Source organism: Deltaproteobacteria bacterium HGW-Deltaproteobacteria-18 (assembly GCA_002841885.1).
Lineage (GTDB): Bacteria > Desulfobacterota > Desulfovibrionia > Desulfovibrionales > Desulfomicrobiaceae > Desulfomicrobium.
Genome location: PHBE01000015.1, coordinates 1 through 17,711 on the forward strand (window position 1 = coordinate 1; position 17,711 = coordinate 17,711).

Consider the following 17,711-nt stretch of genomic DNA (forward strand, 5'->3'; position numbering starts at 1 on the left):
CTTCGTCATTCTCTGCTCCCTAATCATTTGCGTTTGAAGGGGTCGGGGCTAGCAGAGTTCCCACCTAAAGGCTTGTGCAAATTTCTGGGGCCACTTCTGTCGAAGGGGGGACTAGCAAAGGCATCGCAGCTAATTCTTCAAAATCAATCAAATTTAGCTATTTAAGTACAAAATCATTTCGTAATTTATGACCTACATTCTTGACCCCGCAGAATCAAGCAAAAAGTAAGCGCTCAATCGAGCCCATTTTCCAATAATTTCAAACCATGATATGAAAGGGCGTGCTGTTCATGCCCGCAAAGTGTTGACGGGACGTGCGGTTAGCAGATCTCCACCCGAAACTGCCAGTCTAATGCTGTCGATACTGCTCAATTAGCTTCAAGGCATCGTTCAATGCCGTCATCGCAACAGGCTTTGCAAGGTGTTCGGTCATACCGGCCACAAGAAATCTTTCCCTGTCACCGACGAGAGCATAACCAGTCATGGCGACAATCGGGATATTCGGGTCAAATTTTCCCGAAGTATCCGTCCGGATGCGCCGAGTAGCCTCAAGTCCATCCATGATCGGCATCTGCACATCCATGAGAACACCGTCGAAAACATTGTTGCGCATGGCTTCAAGCGCCTGTCTTCCGTCATCGGCAGTAATGACGGAGTGCCTCATCTTCTTGAGCAACAGCTTCGTGCCGAGCTGATTTACCTCGTCATCCTCGACAAGGAGAATGCGTAAGGGCTTGACCACGGCGCAACCATGAATTTCGCCTGTTTCGGCCACCTCTGTAGTTTGTTCCGGCAATCCGAGAGCAAGCGTCAGGTACACGCTCGTCCCTTGTCCTTCCATGCTGTCAAAAGTCAGGGTTCCTCCCATGGACGCAACAAGTTTTTTTGTGATGGCCAGCCCCAGACCCGCGCCTTGAAACTGGCGGACTAAGGTATCGCCGACTTGCGTGAATGGCTCACACACGACATTAATCTTGGCATCAGCAATGCCAACGCCTGTATCGCTGACAATAAAAAGCAGGCAGACCTTGTCAGCCAAGATCGGAGGTAAGACCCAAACCTCGACTCGGACTTCCCCTCGCGAGGTGAACTTGACGGCGTTGCCGACAAGATTAAACAGAATCTGACGGATGCGTACCTCATCACCGATTACCCGGACGGGAACATTTTTTCCGACTTCGATGTGTATCGGCAAGTTCTTGCTCAAGCTGATTGGCTCAAAACTTTCCTGCAAGGCCCCGAATGTTTCGGACAGCGAAAACACCTGCTTGTTCAAGGGCATGCGGCCCGCCTCGATTCGCGCAAGATCCAGAATGTCGCTCAGAAGTCGCGCCAATCTGTTGCCTGAACGGACGGCCATATCGATGAACTTGTCCTGCTCCTCATCGAGCGACGTTGTCTGCATCAGATGCAACATCCCTAAAAGGCCGTTTAGGGGCGTACGTATCTCATGGCTCATGTTGGCCAGAAATTCGGACTTGGCTCTGTTGGCGTCCTCGGCGCCGCTCTTCGCGGCTAGCAAGGCCGCCTCGGCCTGCTTCCTCTCGGAGACGTCGGTCACGACAATCCGGCAAACAGGCTCGGCCACATCGCCACGCGAGAGGGTCGCCCTCAGATGCGCCCAGAACACCGTTCCGTCATTTTTCAGCATCCGCTGTTCCCATTCCTGCGGATTCCCGGACGCAAAGAGTTTTCCGAGGTTCAGGTAATAGCGGTTCTGGTCTTCCTCATGGATGAATTTGCTGAATCGGGCATTCAGGAGCGTGACGTTGACGACTCCGAAAAGCGCGGCGGCAGTCTGGTTGGATTGGAGAATGAGCCCTTTTTGACTGACAGTGCAATAACCCACCGGGGCCCGGTCGTAGAGGTCGAAATATCGTTCGTGGGCTGCGGACAGTTGTTCTCTTGCCTGGAGCAATTCCTGATGCTGCATTTCCAGTTCAACCTGGTGCACTTGGAGATTGTGCAAAAGGCCGGACATTTCCGTGGGCGTCATGCCCCCAGGATTTGCCAGCGATTTGGCCGTCCTTCCCTCGACAACCGCCTCGGCTTGCGCCCGGAAGGCATTCGTAAGGTACAAGCACTCATCTGACGAGGGTTTGTACCCATCAGGACTGCCCTTTTTTTCGCTCGTCATGGCGTTTCTCCTCCGGATCACATTCCCCAGCCTCTCGCTCGATGGTCGCTATCGCATACCATTTCCCTTTCGCATCCACTAGGGGCGTCGCCGAGAGGATGGCTACCTCGACCGTTCCGGATTTGGCCAGAAGGCGACTTTTATATGGCTTCGAACAACGTTTATGACACAATTTTCTCATCCAGGCCATCAAATCTTCGCGTTGTTCCGGCGAAAACCGCTCGGACGTGTTCATCCTCAGAGCCTCTTCCTCGCTCCACCCGTAAGTCCTCTCTGCGCCGGGATTCCAGGCCAGGATGCGTCCATCCAGAGCCTGCACGATCATGGCATCCGACGCATCATGGACGAGCGTTGCCAGGCGAAGTTGCGCGTTGGCTTTTTTCAGTTTGTCTTCCATCTGTTTCATTTCCGTCATGTCCACGAAGGTCAGCACCGCCCCCTCGATCACGTTGCCAAGGGTACGGTATGGCCTTATGCGCATCGAGAACCACCTGCCGTCCAGGGACTGGACCCTTTCCTCCTTGACTGTCAGTTTATCAAGCACCGATGTCACATCCTTAACCATGTCATTGTAATCGACCAGGTTGGAGACAATGTGGGCCACGGGCCTGCCGACGTCGCTATCGATCAGGTTGATGATTTCTCGTGCGGTGGGCGTAAAGCGCAGGATGCGCAGTTTGTGATCGACGAAAATCGTGGCGATACCGCTGCCGGCCAGCAGATTGTTCATGTCGTCATTGAGCCGCGTCAAATCCCCCACCTTGGCGTTCAGTTCGGCGTTGACCGTAGCCAGCTCTTCGTTGACCGATTGCAGTTCCTCCTTGGAGGTCTCCATCTCTTCGTTAGTGGATTGCAACTCTTCGTTTACGGACTGCATTTCCTCGTTGGATGACTTGAGCTCCTCGTTGGCGCTCTCGAGTTCCTCGCGCGTAGCCTGGAGATATTCGTCCTTACCTCTTAACTCGTCCATGAGCGCGGCAATGCGCTTTTCCGCATGAATCTCGGCAGAGGTGCCACAAGCCTCCAGGGAGGATGCCTCAGCAACACAGGCCTCGACATCCTGAAATTCTTCGAACACGACCAGATAAAGCGGGGCGGCGGTCTCGCCTTGGTCGTCCTCGACCGGACAGACAGTCAGGTTGACGGAAGTGAAGTGCCCGTTTGTCTTGACGCGCACTCCGGGAGTGCGAACCGTCTCCCGCGTGGCCACAGCCTTGTGCAATGCCATGGTCAGGCTTTGACGCAGGCCTTCCCGAGCCATTCTAATAATATTGCTGATGCCGACCTCGCCCGGCGCCAACTCCAGATACAGACCTGTCCGTCCGTGCTGGTAGAAAATGTCTCCGCGATCGTCGACCAGTACTCCTGAAAGCTCGATCATCTGTAAAATACCGCGTTCCGTCAGATTGCGCAGAGATTTTTTCGCAGTAAGGGCCATCGTGTCCGACGGACAAGGTGCGGAGATATTACAGGCCTTTACCTGCCCTGCGATCTGCCCGACGTTCATGCGGGGCAGGGCAAAAACGTCGTTCTTGCGCTGGTAGAGCTTCATCTTGCGGTCCAGGATGGCAAAGAGGTTGAGAAAATCGCCAATGCCCTCGGATGTGCCCAGAAAAAGCATGCCGCTGGGGTTCAGAGCATAATGGAACAGTGGTATGAGCCTTTTTTGCAGCGAAGTACCGAAGTAGATCATGAGGTTTCGGCAACTGATCAGGTCCAGTTTTGAGAAGGGCGGGTCCTTTATGACGTCCTGTTCGGAAAAGATCAGCATATCGCGCAGGCCCTTGTGAACGCGGTAGGCGACGCCGGCGTGTTCCCGCGTAAAAAAGCGCGTCAGGCGTTCCGGCGACATGTCCGAGACAATGGTGACCGGATAGAGTCCTGTGCGGGCGATAGCGATCGCCTGACTGTCGATGTCCGTGGCGAAGATCTGCACCGGCATGCTCTGCTTGAGCGCGTCCATGCGCTCTTGCAGAAGAATGGCGATGCTGTAGGCTTCCTCGCCGGTCGAGCAACCGCAAACCCAGACGCGAATGGTTCGGCCAGCCTGAGGCTTGCCGGCAAATATCTGGGGGATGGCCTGCTCTTCAAGCGCCCGGAAGGCTTCCGGGTCGCGAAAGAAGTTGGTCACTCCTATGAGCAGGTCACGAAACAGTGCATCGGCCTCGCCGTGCGTTTTCTGCATGTACTGAACGTAGGCGTCGACCGTTTCCATATGAGTCACGGCCATGCGCCGTTCGATTCGCCGCCAGACCGTACTTGGCTTGTAACCTGAAAAATCGTGACCGGTACTGGAACGCAGCAGGACGTAGATTTGTTGCAGCAGGCCCTCCGCGTCCCCGACCGTATCGGCAAGGCGGGCCCCTGGCATCAAGCAAGTGCGCGCGGAATAGGAAAGGATCTGTTCGGCCATTCTGTCAGGCGTCAACACAAAATCAACCAGACCCGTCGCAATGGCGCAGGCAGGCATGCCGTCAAACTCGGTCGATTCGGGTAGTTGCGCTATGACCATGCCACCCTCCGCCTTGATGGTGCGCAGACCGTGCGAGCCATCGCTCCCCGTTCCAGAAAGCACTATTCCGATGGCTCGGGAACGCATGTCGAGGGCCAGGGACTGGAAAAAAAAGTCGATGGGCAGACGGTGGCCGCGCGGTGCCTGGGGCTTGAACAATTGCAGCGCGCCGTTCATAACTCCCATGTCATAACCCGGAGGAATAATGTAAACGCAACCAGGTTGAACGACCATGCCGTCTTCGACTTCATAAACCTGCATGCGCGTGTAGCGGCTGACAAGATCAGTCAGGATGCTCTTGTTGTCCGGAGACAGATGCTGAACGAGCACAAAGGCCATGTCGGGGTTGGCGCCGGGTGGCATGCCGGAAAAAAAAGCCTCAAACGCTGCCAGACCCCCAGCCGAGGCGCCGATGCCTACCACGGGAAATGATTTCGGCGAAGATTCCGGGAAATCCCCCGCCACGTCGGGAGATGTGACGGTCCCCTGATCCGTGGCGTTCTTTTTGGTCGCCTTTGAAGTGGACTTTTTCTTGCTTGTGTTCATGCGGCTGGCATCCTCGCAATGGATGAAGGTCGAACAGGAAGTCACTAAAGTTTCACGGCGCGATGGTCACAACGAAAATACCCATGTGAGACAGGTGAATCGTTCGGAAAAAAACTGTACCCACTTAGTGGGATCAACGCCATCGGATGGCGCCAAAAAACTTGACCGCCAAATAAAAACACTCATTTTAATCGTCACCCATCCGCAGGGTCACGGTCAAGGGAAAGTGCCCTATTGTGCAAGAAATTTTAAATATAACGTTCCTTGACGTTGGGATTTTTCCTTTTAGAAGGTAATTATTGGGAAGAGCAACCTTGGAGGAACTCATGACCCGATTCACGAAAACACTTGTGTTTTTGTTCATTGCGGCCTTGCCGGTGCACGCTGGTCAGGTGACAAAGACGCATGCAGATGACTGGGGCCGGAATTCTTCCCTAAACTTCGAATCTGTTTTCGAGAGTTATCAGCCTTACCGCCACCAATCAGTAGCTCCCTGGAGGCAGTCCAACAAACGAGTAGGGAAAGTGGGCGGGTGGAGCTCCTATGCGCGGGAAGCGGCGGAACCGGAAGATGCCGAAGCTCCCCCTCGATCCAGCCCTGTAGCGTCGCAGCCGGCGCATGATCACGGGAGCGCGCCATGAACATGATGACAGCCCTATGCAAGGGATGTGCGCTTCTTGTCCTACTGGGCGGCCTGGCCGGTTGCGCCACATTTGACTTCGATCAGTCCGTGGCCAGGACCAACACCCAGGCCGCAGGCTTCACCCACGGCCAGCTCGCACTGGCCCGCGACACCGCGCAACGTGACGCCATGGCCCTGCGGGCGTCCGAACAGCTGTCCAAACCGTTGAGCGAACCGGCCGCAGTGCAGCTGGCCCTGGTGAACAGCCCCTCGTTTCAAGCCCTGCTGGCCCGGAATTGGGCAAACGCGGCCGATGCGGCCCAGTCGGGACGCTTGGAAAACCCTATCTTCTCCATCGAGCGTCTCCATGTTCTGTCTGAGGTCGAATTCGGCCGGCTTCTGAGCGTCGGACTGCTTGATCTGCTGACCTTTCCAGTGCGTCAGGCCGTGGCGAAATCGCGCGTTGCGGCCGAAGAACACAGGCTGACCCGCGATGTGGTGCGGCAGGTCACCGAGGTGCGCGGGGCCTGGGTGCGGGCCGTGGCCGCAAACGAGCGTCTCGGCTATGCGCGGCAGGTCTTTGCTGCCGCCGAGGCCTCTGCCGAACTGGCTCGCCGCATGCAGCAGGTTGGCAATTTTAACACCATCGAACGGGTCAGGCAGCAGGGCTTCTACGCCGACGCGGCCACGCAGCTCGCCCTGGCCCGGCACGCCCTGACTGCCCGCCAGGAGGAACTTATCCGCCAGCTAGGCCTCTCCGAATCCCAGGTCCCCCTGCTCATGCTGCCTGCTCGCCTGCCTGATCTGCCGGACTCCGCGCGCCAACCGGAGGACGTGAGCTCGGCGGCGCGGGCGGGCAACCTTGATGTGCGCCTGGCACAGGCCGAATTCGAGGCTGCGGCCAAGGCCCAAGGGCTCGGCCGCGTGACCAGCCTGGTCGATGTGGAGGCGGGACTGCGTCACAACACGGTGTTTGACAACGACTCCGGGGACCGGGCCACCGGACGCGGTTACGAGCTGGACGTGACCCTGCCTCTGTTCGACTGGGGCGGCATGAAACGCGAGGCCATGAACGCGCGCACCCTGGCCGCCGGCCATGAGCTCGAAGCCGCCCTGCGCGGGTCTGGGTCCCGGCTGCGGGAAGGCTACTCGGCGTACCGCACCGCCCACGACATCGCCCGTCACTACCGGGAGGAGATCATCCCCCTACAGCAGGTCTTGGCCGAGGAAAACGTGTACCGTTACAACGCCATGCTCATCGGGGTTTTCGAATTGCTGGCCGACGCCAGGGAGCGGATCCGCGTGGTGCAGACCGGGATTGACACCCTGGAGGGGTTTTGGCTGGCCGACGCGGCCCTTGAGGCCGTGATCATGGGCACCGAGGGCGGCGGCGAACTTGCGGGACCCGCGCCGCAAGGGGAGGCCCGCGATGCCGGACACTGATTTTTTTTGCGGACGAGACAGCGAGGTCAACATGAATTCCAGAAGACGATTTTTGCAGACGGCGGGACTGGCGGGCGGAGCCCTGGCCGCGTCGGCCGTGACCCGCGTCGCCCTGGCCGGGCTGCCGGAGGCTGTTGTTCAGAATTCTCCGGAGACCATGCCGCCTTTGCACCCTCCGACGGGTCCCCCCTACAATCCAGTGGTGACCTTGAACGGCTGGACTCTGCCTTGGCGCATGAACAAGGGCGTCAAGGAGTTCCACCTCGTGGCCGAGCCCGTAGTGCGCGAACTGGCTCCTGGCCTCAAGGCCCATCTCTGGGGGTACAACGGACAGAGTCCGGGGCCGACCATCGAGGTAGTGGAAGGCGACCGCTTGCGCATCTTCGTGACCAACAGGCTGCCCGAGCACACCAGCATCCACTGGCACGGCCAGCGCCTGCCCAATGGCATGGACGGCGTCTCTGGCCTGACCCAGCCTGCGATCCAGCCGGGCAAGACCTTCGTGTACGAGTTCGTGGCCCGTCGACCCGGCACCTTCATGTACCATCCGCACGCCGACGAGATGACGCAGATGGCCATGGGTATGATGGGATCTTGGGTCACGCATCCCAAGGCGAAGCACCCCCTGATCGACGAGGTGGACCGCGATTTCGTCTTTCTCCTGAACGCCTATGACATCGATCCGGGGAGCTATACGCCCAGGATCATGACCATGCTCGACTTCAACCTGTGGAGCTGGAACAGCCGGATTTTTCCGGGCATCGACTCCCTGAACGTGCGCCTGAATGACAAGGTCCGCGTCCGCATCGGCAACCTGACCATGACCAATCATCCGATGCATCTGCACGGGCATGAGTTTCTGGTCACTGGTACGGACGGCGGCCCCACCCCCAGGGGCACGCGCTGGTACGAGGTCACCACTGACGTGGCCGTGGGTCAGATGCGGCAAATCGAATTCGTGGCCGACGAGGAGGGCGATTGGGCCTTCCATTGCCACAAGAGCCACCACACCATGAACGCCATGGGGCACGACGTACCGACCATGATCGGCGTGGACCACACCGGCCTTGCGCGCAAGATTACGTCCCTGATCCCGGACTACATGGTCATGGGCGAGCGCGGCATGGCCGACATGACCGAGATGGAGATGCCGCTGCCGGACAATTCCATCCCCATGATGACCGGCCGCGGGCCTTTCGGGAGCGTCGAGATGGGCGGCATGTTCAGCGTGGTCAAGGTGCGCCGGAACCAGAAGCGAGGCGATTATTCAAACCCCGAGTGGTTCAGGCACCCGCCCGGAACGCAGGCCTATGAATTCGGCGGTACCTTGGCCGAGCCGGCAAGGGACTTTTCTCCCGGCGGCCTGTCCATGCCCAGGGAGCAGGAACCCGGCGACGGGATCGAGCTTAAAGTACGCAAACCCGGACATACCGGCCACGAATAAGGAGGCGACCATGATTATGCTGCGAGCGGCCCTGATCCTGTTGTTCTGCGCGGACATAGCCTGGAGTCACGGCACGGAGCACGAACCGGCCACGCCCGTCCTGCGAGAACAGCAGGAATGGGGAATCGCGGGCGACGCGTCCGCCGTGACCCGGACCGTGGCGGTGCGCATGCTCGACACCATGCGCTTCGTGCCGGATGAAATCGAGGTGCGACTGGGCGAGACCGTGCGTTTTGTCGTCAGGAACGAAGGCCTCATGATGCACGAGTTCGTCATCGGCACGCAGTCCGGAAACAAGGCGCACGCGGCGCTCATGCTCAAATATCCGAACATGGAGCATGAGGCGGCGCACATGGCGCATGTCGCGCCGGGCGGGGAAGGCGAGGTCGTCTGGCATTTCAACCGGCCAGGAGAGTTCGAGTTTGCCTGCCTCATTACCGGGCATTATCAGGCGGGCATGATCGGAATCATCCGTGTTGCCGGGAAATGACCCGTTTTCAAATTCTCTGATCCAGGAGGAATGCCATGCGTAGATATGTGTGCTTCATGCTCATGATTTTGTGCGTTTTTTCGTTCTTTGTGCCCGTGAGATTCGCGTCTTCCCAAGTGCTGGAAGAGCCCGCCCTCGTGGTGGCGCAAAGCGATATGACGCGGGGCGACGTCAGAAGGATCGACAAGGAAAACAAGAAGATAACCATCCGACACGAGGAAATCAGGGACTTGAATATGCCGCCCATGACCATGGTCTTCCAGGTCAGAGACGCGGCGCTGCTGGACAAAGTCCGCATCGGAGACAAGGTCCGGTTCCGAGCCGTCGAAGAGGGCGGGGCACTCATGATTACCGACATGGAAAAAGATTTCTGATCCTGGCTGGGCGCCTGTACGGGAAAACCATGGAGAATTATCACTCTCCGTACTTGGTCAGCTTCGCGTGCAGGGTCTTGCGCGTGATGCCCAGCCGCCTAGCTGCCTCGCTCTTGTTCCCGTCGGCTGCGCCCATGGCGCCGAGTATGGCCAGCCGCTCCAGCTCCTCAAGCGTCATGTTGGAAAAACCGCCGTCCGGACGCCCGCATTCGCCGCCGGCTCCGGACAGTTGTGGGGGCAGGTCCCTTTCGCTGATGTATTCCCCCAGCGCCAAAACCACTGCCCGCTCTACGGCGTTCTCCAGTTCGCGGACATTGCCGGGCCAGGAGTGCTTGAGCATCCTGTCCATGGCCTCAGGAGTGAAACCTTTGGCTTGCTTGCCGTTTTTCTCGGCGAACTTTCTCAGAAAATGCGCGGCCAAGAGCGGAATGTCCTCCTCGCGCTCGCGCAGAGGCGGCAGGGCCAGGGCGACCACGTTCAGACGGTAATAGAGATCCTGACGGAAGCGCCCCGCCTCCACCTCGGCCACGAGGTCGCGGTTGGTGGCGGCCACGATGCGCACATCGACTTTAATGGTCTGGTCCCCGCCCACGCGCTGAATTTCGCGTTCCTGAATGACGCGCAGGAGCTTGACCTGCATGGACAAGGGCATCTCCCCGATCTCGTCCAGAAAGATAGTCCCCTTGTCCGCCGCCAAAAAGCGCCCCTCCCGCCGCCGGTCGGCCCCGGTGAAGGCGCCCTTCTCATGACCGAAAAGCTCGGATTCGAGCAGGGTTTCGGTCAGGGCCGCACAGTTCACGGCGACGTAGGGCCCTTTGCGGCGTGGACTGTTGGTGTGGACGGCCCTGGCAATGAGTTCCTTGCCCGTGCCCGACTCACCAGTGACCATGATCGTGGCCTCGGATGGGGCGATGGTGGCCAGCATCTCCATGAGCCGCTGCATGGCTGGACTCTGGCCGATGATCCCGCCAGAATCGAAAGATGCGGACAGGGTCTGGCGCAGAGCCTTGTTTTCGTCGCGCAGAGCCGCATGGTCCAAGGCCCGATCCAGGGTCAGGCGCAGGTCGTCGAAATCCAGAGGTTTGGTCAGGTAGTCGTAGGCCCCGGCCTTGATGGCCTCCACGGCTGTTTCCACATTGGAATAGGCGGTCATGATCAGGATGGGGATGGCCGGATTGTAGACCTTGATTTCCTTCAATGCCTCGATGCCGGAGATTCCGGCCATGCGCACATCCATGAGAATGAGGTCGAAGGCCCGCTCCCGGCAGAGGGACACGGCCGATTCCCCGCTCTCGATCTCATGCGGGACGTAGCCCCAATCGGCCAGCAGGGTGCGAAGCATGCCCCGATGGCCGGAATCGTCATCAACTATGAGGATGGTGATCTTGGATGGTTTCATGGCCGCCCCCCGGTCGTGGGTAGTAGTAGGGTGAAAATCGTGCCCTGACCCACCACGCTTTCCACCTTGATCTCGCCGCCGTGGGCTTCGATGATGCGGTGCACGATGGCCAAACCCAGCCCCGTGCCAGAACTTTTGGTCGTGAAATAGGGGTTGAAAATGTCCGGCACAAGTTCCGCGACCATGCCGTGGCCCGTGTCCGTGATGCGCAGAACCACGACCCCGGCTTCCGGCGCCGAGACCACCGAGATCTCCAGCGTCCCGCCCTGGTCCATGGCCTGCACGGCATTGAGGAACAGATTGAGCAGCGCCTGGGTAAAACGTTCGGGGTCTAGCGGGACGCGCGGTAAAGCCTCTTCCTGCTCGAAACGCACCGCAATGCCCTTGGCCGTCACGTCGGCGCGGACCAGACGCAAGGCACGCTCCACGACCTGGGCCAGATCTTCGTCGCGCAGTTTCATCTCGCCGGGCCGGGCGAACTCCAGCAGCTCCGAAACCACGCGGTTCAGGCGGTCCGTTTCCTGGATCATGGCCCGCGCCGCGTCCTTGTCCTGCCCCTGAACCTTGCCAGCGAGATAGGTGGCAAAACCCTTGATGGAGCTGAGTGGATTTCTGATCTCGTGGGCCACCCCGGCGGCCAGGTTACCTAGGGCCGTCAGGCGCTCGTTGCGCCGGACCTGCCCCTGCAGGCGGCGAATTTCGGCCAAATCACGCAGCAAAAAGAGATAGCCCAAGAAGTCACCGTCGTTCGTGACGATTCGGGACGCGCCCAGATTGACAGGGACCCGTTTGCCCGGTCCCGCGACGAGAGTCACTTCACGTTCCGGCACCGTGCCCTTGTCTGCCAACTCGGCCATGATCCCGGCCCAGTCCACGCCACCAAAACCTCCCAGAAGCATGCCCGGTAAGGTTTCTTTGTCCAACCCAAAGAGAGCCGACGCGCCTCCGTTGGACAGGACCACCCGACCATCGGGGTCGGTGCTGAGCAGCCCCAGGGGCAGACACCTCACCACTTCCGAGGCAAAGGCCTGGGTATCCCGCAACTGACGCCGGGAGAGACGGTAATGCTGGGCCCAGAAAAGCGAGGCAAAGCCGCCCAATCCAATGAGCAGCACGAGTGCCGTGACCAACACGCTGGTGTGCAGTTCGTCAGCCACCGCCTCCTCCAGGGGACGCACATCCAGGCCGACAAAAATGACAGACGGATCATGGTCGCCCCCGCCTTGCGCCTGAGATTGCATGCCCATCACGCCCATACCCCCGATGCGGGGCGGGCACCACATGGAGTGATGCACCCCCGGCAGAGGCACAAATTTTTTATACACCTCGTAAACCCTCCCGCCTTCCATCTCCTGAAAATGCCCCTGCTTCTCTTCACTCAAGGTCCGGGCGGACATGACCTCCGGGGGATGAAAAGCCGACCCGACCCGGGCCGCGTCGCTGTGGGCCAGGACAAGCCCTTTGGCATCGGTCACGGTCAGATAGATGATGCCGTGCTGTTTGGCCGTCTCCTCCACCAAAGACTGAAAATAGCCCGCGCTGCCTTGCATGCCCATGCCTATGCGGGTTCCGGCCTCCAGCGCCCAGAACAGGGCCTCGGCGTGCTCCAGATAATTCTGGACCATGTGCTCCTTCTCGCGCTGGACGTTGCGCACCGCAAAGACCGACACCGCCAGTCCAAGAATAACTGTCATCCCCGCCACTAACCACGGATTTGCCCGTGCACTCTTCGGGCTGTCTGCTTGCATGTTCATGAATGACCTCTCGACCAACCTGTAACCGTTTTACCCACATTGTCCAGAGCGCTGTCACATCTTTACCCGCATCCGCGGGTGCTCACTCATCGCGACCCCATTGGGACCAAATTAAATCAATAAATTTCAGATAGATAAAAAGTGCGCGGCTCCTGGCATGTTCCTTGCCAATGTGTAACTGAATATCGACGAAATAAATGTGGAGGAGACGTCATGTGGAACTGCGGAACGTACCCCTGGCTTGGAGGGTGGATGATGGGGCACTCCCTGTGGGGCATCCTGCTCCTGGCGGGACTAGGCACTCTGATCTGGACGATGCTCAGGAGTCGGCGCGATGGAAACTCCGCCGCCGATAGGTTCGATTCACTGGAAATTTTGAAATTGAGGCTTGCCAAGGGCGAAATTACCGTCGAAGAATATAACACCCTTAAATCGATACTCTAACTGGCAGTTATTCGGATGTCCGATCAAATCGCTGACTATACTTTGTTGTTTTGAATGCGGATATAGAATAATCCATAAACATCTAAAAGGAGAATCTAATGAAAACTTACCGTAACGCCTTTGCCACACTTCTTACTCTGGCTTTTGTCACCGCCTTCGTCGGCCTTGCATCCGCTCAAGGGATGATGGACGGCATGGGAAACATGACTCCGGAAAAGCACGCCACAATGCAGAAGATGCGCTCGGATTTCGCGACGGCCACGGCTGACTTGAACAAGCAGGTTTTCGCCAAGGAATCCGAACTCAACGCCATACTGTACGGTGAAAAAGTCGACGACAAGAAGGTCGAGGCACTGACTACCGAGATTAACGCCTTGAACGCCAAGATCTATGCCGAACAAGTCAAGATGCATAAGCAAATGGCCAAGGAAGGTATTGTACCCATGAGCGGCAAGGGCATGATGGATGGCAAGGGATGCCCCATGATGGGCGGCAAAGGAATGGGCGGTGGAATGGGCATGATGGGAGGCAAGGGCATGATGGGAGGAATGCAGCACGGCGCGAATAATGACACAGCCGGGCAAGGTCCGGTAGACCATAACGCCCACACTCCGGCCAACCAGTAATCCCCTCCACGCTGACGCTTAAAAAGGCGTAAGAATCTCGACAATTTCCCTCCAAGATTTCAGGATCTTGGAGGATTCTTTTGTCTCGCTTGTGTAATGCTCACCCAAATCCCGACTGGCGATCTTGTCCATCTTTGACGGGGACAGAGAACCAACAATTGCAGGATACATGCGGCTCCAATGAAGGTCCGCATACTCAAACGGATCTCGCTGCGACCAATTCGCCCAGAGTATGGTTCAACAAACACATAACTGAAGTAATAGACATTGACTTGAGGTAAAGATGTGAACCTGGCCGACCACGCTTACGTGCGCCAGAAGGTCGTCGAGGCGTGAGATTAGGAAGGGATTTGAGTTGACCTAGGTCGTTTTTGAGGGCGTTGTTGGGTGCTCCATGCAGTGCTTCCACATGGGTGTAGAGCAACTCTCTTTTTCCTTGCGCATTTCGCCCGCGCCGACGGTGATCTGGACAAAAACATCCTCAATGCTTGGCTTGATCAGACTACTGGCAAACCCCCGTCCTAATCGGGGGTTTGCTTTTGAAGATATCTGACTGTGTGATATTCCGATAAGGATAATTTCCGTGAAGTTGCTATTTGGAGACTGACTAGCGTTTGGAATGCTGGGCGCACCACAACAAAATGCCATCAAAGCCTCCGACTTCGGTGGCACACAAATCATCTTAATTTAAAAAACTACAAAACTCTTTTAAACTCTGAATACTCACCCTCGGTATTCAAATTGACCTTAACTTGCTTTTCAGATCGATTGCGCCAAAACCATCCATGTTTTCCATCGAAAGCAGCAGTGATTGTACCTTCTGATTTTGCGATGTTTTTTCCTTTACCGTATCCATGGTAAAAGTCCTTCGGGGCGTTTACTGGATCTCCATGCACATCGACATTGACGGGACCATCTGACTGCCACTTGTACGAAACAGAAGCACCTTTATTCATCGTCAATTTTATCTCCGCTCCTTGCCCCGGATCAAAGATTATACTGATTTCATCCTTCGCGATGCTGGCGTCTGCGGCAACAGGAGACGATTCTGACTGCTCATGAACGATGACATCCTTCTCACTCGCATAAAGTTCTTGAACCGCTTCGACTTCAGAATCAGACATTACAGGCGCATTTTCCATGGCTGCCACGATTTCTTTTTCCGCCCTCATTTCCTCAGCCAAAGCCATTTTGACCCGCCCCATGTCAGTCAATCCCAGCACTTCACCTGCACCTGTGGGGTCAATGCCGTATTCAGCAGGCAATACTGTGGTTATAAGCAGCAGTGTCGCAACAATAATTGCAACAACTGTAGAGCGAATCAACTGTCCTGATGTCGGCAAATCATTGCTGCCTGGCATATTCGCATTATACATACATTAACTCCTTATTATGCTACGAAGAAGAATCCTGTCATTTGGTATCCCACAAGCATGAAACCAGCGGTCATCAATGCGACATTGGCGAAATAGGCATGTCTTGTGAAACTTGATGTTCCGCGCCAGTATCCCATGACAATGAGTATCCCGCTCAAAGCCAACAGTTGCCCAATCTCAACGCCGACATTGAACGCGACGAGATTGGCCAGCAGGCCGTCTGGAGACACCTCGAACTCCTGGATCTTCGTCGCCAAGCCAAACCCGTGGAACAAACCGAACACGACTGTCGCAACCTTGGTATCCGGCTGAAACCCGAACCAGCGACGAAAAGCGCCGAGATTATCGAGCGCCTTGTAGACCACCGACAAACCGATGATGGCATCGATGAGATACGCGCTCACGTTCACACCCATAAATACGCCCGCCAGCAACGTTGAAGAATGCCCAATCGCAAACAGGCTGACATATATTCCTATATCCTTGAGACGATAGAGGAAGAAAATAACTCCAATCAGAAACAAAAGGTGGTCATAACCCGTCACCATGTGCTTGGCGCCGAGATATATAAAAGGAAAGAGCTGCACCCCGCTGATCGCCTGGATGTATCCCTTGTCCCCCGTCGCAACGCCATGGGCAAAAACATCAGCGCTAACAAGTGACAAACACAATAGAGCCAGAAATGGTAACCGCACATTCTTAAAATAGCGCAGCAACACATCTCTGCCAGAAGCAAAGATATGATACATAGAAAATCCTACATTAAAGTTTAACTTCTAAAATTTTGAAGAAACTCGAACTAAAGACAGAGTTCTGGAGGGCGATCTATCGAAGAAGTCAGTGTTGATTTATAAAGAGAAAAATAATTGTCGATTATAGAAAGATGAAACATCTCAAAAATGGAATCAACATTCAGAAAATCAGAAAATTTGCCAAAATGATCAAAATGAACATGACTGGAATCGCCAAAATGCGAATGGGTAGTTACAAAATGAAAGCCATTATCATGCTGATGACCCACTGCGGTGAGCAGCATCATAAATACGACAATCACAATCAGACATGACACGTTAAGCTGGAAGCGAAAAAACATTTGAACCAGATATATTACAAGGCATATTGTTAAATAAAAGACTTTCAAATAGGGCCAACAATCAATGTTTTTGCTACCTAGCTGTGCTCCTTTGGAAAATCAAGACCGCCTGCCCAAGGCTTTGCCAACCAAAGTCCCCAACAGGTCCATTTAATGGAGGTCTCAATAGCGATACTTGACGACTTGTCATACGGTCGATGTGCTTCAGGAAGCCTTTCATCGCTTTGCCCATCCTGAAATCGTTAACAAAGATCAAGGCAGTCACTTTCCAGCGATCGAATTTGTATCGGCTGTCACAAACAAACTGAGCCACTTCTCTCACGCCAGCTTTACGTCTCGCGAATATTCGAATAAGCATTTTTAAAACAGCAACTTGGAGGTAAACATGCAAATACTCATCATACTTTCTAGCAGTGACCCGGAGGTCAAGTGGAATGCTGTCCGATTCGGCAACTTTCTCCTGACAGAGGGTGAGGACGTAACCATCTTTTTGAATGGTCCGGCCGTGAACCTCTACTCTGGAAATTCGTCGACTTTTCCAATTAACGAACAGGCCAAACTTTTCTCCTTGAGCGAAGGCATCTTGGCAGCTTGAGGGAAGTGCATGGGCGTCCACGGTGTGGATGCAATTGAACATGGTACGCTTTCGAACATGAAATTTCTGTACGAGCAAGTGAAGTTGGCTGACAGAATCATCAACTTTTAGTTGCGATAAACGAAACGACCTCTCTCACCCCGAAACCCGTTAAAAATTCGGGAAGTTACTTTTTTAATAGGAAGCCTCAACATGACCACGGGCTTGTCCTTTAACAGTTCGGAAGACCACTCATCGACATGTTCGGGGTCCTTCCAGACAGCCCCATGAATGCCGGAAGAACCGGACTCCCGATCGCCTTTACGGCGAACATCGAGCAAGGTGACGCCAGAAGCGCCCATAAGCATTTTCAATTCCTGAGCAGTCAGCGTATCGGCCATGTGAGATTCCTCTAATTTATTGATTTCGCGCCGGAAACGGCTTCCGGCGCGAGTTATTTTCAACCATGCCCGCGAATACTACAACAACGATTTCTTCGTGACCAGCCTTGGACTTGGACGCGTGCATTCCGACAAGAGCCTGCGGCAACGGCTTCAACGGATCGCTCTGGAAACGGATCTCGGCGCGCAGTTGCCTCGGTGCTCGGTCAGACTGTGTAAGAAGAACGAAATGCAGCCTAGGATCATCGCGATGACCAGGAATGACAACAATAAGGTGCGCTTGGTGTGCCTTGATATCGACGTCAGCAATTTCGACAACACCGACATGGCGAAGGAAGGTGCCAGCGCCACATACGACAAAAAGTTCGGCTTCGATCTGATCTTCGCCCATCTTGGAGGCGGCTGGATGGTCAAACGGCAAGCCGAACAAACTCCACAAACGGCATAGTTGATAGCAGCACGGATAAACAGCCAAA

The 17,711-nt window shown here is 55.9% G+C and carries 17 protein-coding genes; 10 read left to right on the top strand and 7 right to left on the bottom strand.

Features of this window, described 5'->3' with window-relative positions; all coding sequences use genetic code 11:
• Nucleotides 1–349: 349 nt before the first annotated feature.
• Complete coding sequence (locus CVU60_13450) at nt 350–2,137, bottom strand: hybrid sensor histidine kinase/response regulator (GenBank protein ID PKN40852.1); 1,788 nt, start codon at nt 2,135–2,137, stop codon at nt 350–352.
• Entirely contained in the window at nt 2,109–5,195 is a 3,087-nt protein-coding gene (locus CVU60_13455; protein ID PKN40853.1) for a chemotaxis protein CheR, read from the bottom strand. Before CVU60_13455 ends, CVU60_13450 begins: the two co-directional genes overlap by 29 nt.
• 637 nt (nt 5,196–5,832) lie before the next feature.
• Between CVU60_13455 and CVU60_13460 the strand changes: the two genes are divergently transcribed.
• Genes CVU60_13460 through CVU60_13475 form a run of 4 tightly spaced genes read left to right on the top strand, consistent with a single transcriptional unit; the run spans nt 5,833 to nt 9,568 of the window.
• Nucleotides 5,833–7,260, top strand: a complete 1,428-nt coding sequence (locus tag CVU60_13460) for a transporter (protein PKN40854.1) — start codon at nt 5,833–5,835, stop codon at nt 7,258–7,260.
• A gap of 31 nt (nt 7,261–7,291) precedes the next feature.
• The gene (locus tag CVU60_13465; GenBank protein ID PKN40938.1) at nt 7,292–8,704 is read left to right on the top strand and encodes a copper oxidase; all 1,413 of its coding nucleotides are present in this window, start codon (nt 7,292–7,294) and stop codon (nt 8,702–8,704) included.
• Between the two features lie 10 nt (nt 8,705–8,714).
• On the top strand, nt 8,715–9,194 hold the full coding sequence (locus CVU60_13470; GenBank protein ID PKN40855.1) for a hypothetical protein: 480 nt from the start codon (nt 8,715–8,717) through the stop codon (nt 9,192–9,194).
• A 35-nt stretch (nt 9,195–9,229) separates the two neighbouring features.
• Nucleotides 9,230–9,568 (top strand): hypothetical protein, encoded by a 339-nt coding sequence (locus CVU60_13475; GenBank protein ID PKN40856.1) that lies wholly within the window; start codon nt 9,230–9,232, stop codon nt 9,566–9,568.
• 40 nt (nt 9,569–9,608) lie between these two features.
• Here the strand turns inward: CVU60_13475 and CVU60_13480 are convergent, their stop codons facing one another.
• On the bottom strand, nt 9,609–10,967 hold the full coding sequence (locus CVU60_13480; GenBank protein PKN40857.1) for a two-component system response regulator: 1,359 nt from the start codon (nt 10,965–10,967) through the stop codon (nt 9,609–9,611).
• The gene (locus CVU60_13485; protein ID PKN40858.1) at nt 10,964–12,721 is read right to left on the bottom strand and encodes a histidine kinase; all 1,758 of its coding nucleotides are present in this window, start codon (nt 12,719–12,721) and stop codon (nt 10,964–10,966) included. Before CVU60_13485 ends, CVU60_13480 begins: the two co-directional genes overlap by 4 nt.
• 213 nt (nt 12,722–12,934) lie before the next feature.
• On the opposite strand from CVU60_13485, the gene CVU60_13490 reads away from it, so the two are divergent.
• Nucleotides 12,935–13,165 carry a hypothetical protein gene (locus CVU60_13490; GenBank protein PKN40859.1) on the top strand — a complete coding sequence of 77 codons (231 nt, stop codon included), beginning with the start codon at nt 12,935–12,937 and terminating at the stop codon, nt 13,163–13,165.
• Nucleotides 13,166–13,263: 98 nt separating this feature from the next.
• Nucleotides 13,264–13,791, top strand: a complete 528-nt coding sequence (locus CVU60_13495) for a hypothetical protein (protein PKN40860.1) — start codon at nt 13,264–13,266, stop codon at nt 13,789–13,791.
• A gap of 695 nt (nt 13,792–14,486) precedes the next feature.
• Here CVU60_13495 and CVU60_13500 read toward each other — a convergent pair.
• Complete coding sequence (locus tag CVU60_13500) at nt 14,487–15,167, bottom strand: transmembrane anchor protein (GenBank protein ID PKN40861.1); 681 nt, start codon at nt 15,165–15,167, stop codon at nt 14,487–14,489.
• 14 nt (nt 15,168–15,181) lie between these two features.
• The gene (locus CVU60_13505) at nt 15,182–15,916 is read right to left on the bottom strand and encodes a hypothetical protein (protein ID PKN40862.1); all 735 of its coding nucleotides are present in this window, start codon (nt 15,914–15,916) and stop codon (nt 15,182–15,184) included.
• A 134-nt stretch (nt 15,917–16,050) separates the two neighbouring features.
• Here CVU60_13505 and CVU60_13510 point away from each other — a divergent pair, with 134 nt between their 5' ends.
• The 3 genes from CVU60_13510 to CVU60_13520 all read left to right on the top strand — a co-directional run bounded on the left by CVU60_13510 (nt 16,051) and on the right by CVU60_13520 (nt 16,966).
• On the top strand, nt 16,051–16,233 hold the full coding sequence (locus CVU60_13510) for a hypothetical protein (GenBank protein ID PKN40863.1): 183 nt from the start codon (nt 16,051–16,053) through the stop codon (nt 16,231–16,233).
• A gap of 412 nt (nt 16,234–16,645) precedes the next feature.
• A complete protein-coding gene (locus CVU60_13515; protein PKN40864.1) occupies nt 16,646–16,855 on the top strand; it encodes a sulfur reduction protein DsrE in 210 nt (69 codons plus the stop codon).
• A 9-nt stretch (nt 16,856–16,864) separates the two neighbouring features.
• Nucleotides 16,865–16,966: a hypothetical protein gene (locus CVU60_13520; protein ID PKN40865.1), complete on the top strand. Its 102-nt coding sequence runs from the start codon at nt 16,865–16,867 to the stop codon at nt 16,964–16,966.
• On the opposite strand, the gene CVU60_13525 is transcribed toward CVU60_13520, so the two are convergent.
• Nucleotides 16,963–17,235: a sulfurtransferase gene (locus CVU60_13525; GenBank protein PKN40866.1), complete on the bottom strand. Its 273-nt coding sequence runs from the start codon at nt 17,233–17,235 to the stop codon at nt 16,963–16,965. The genes CVU60_13520 and CVU60_13525 overlap by 4 nt on opposite strands.
• 19 nt (nt 17,236–17,254) lie before the next feature.
• Between CVU60_13525 and CVU60_13530 the strand changes: the two genes are divergently transcribed.
• Nucleotides 17,255–17,683 carry a hypothetical protein gene (locus tag CVU60_13530; protein PKN40867.1) on the top strand — a complete coding sequence of 143 codons (429 nt, stop codon included), beginning with the start codon at nt 17,255–17,257 and terminating at the stop codon, nt 17,681–17,683.
• The last annotated feature ends 28 nt before the right edge of the window (nt 17,684–17,711 follow it).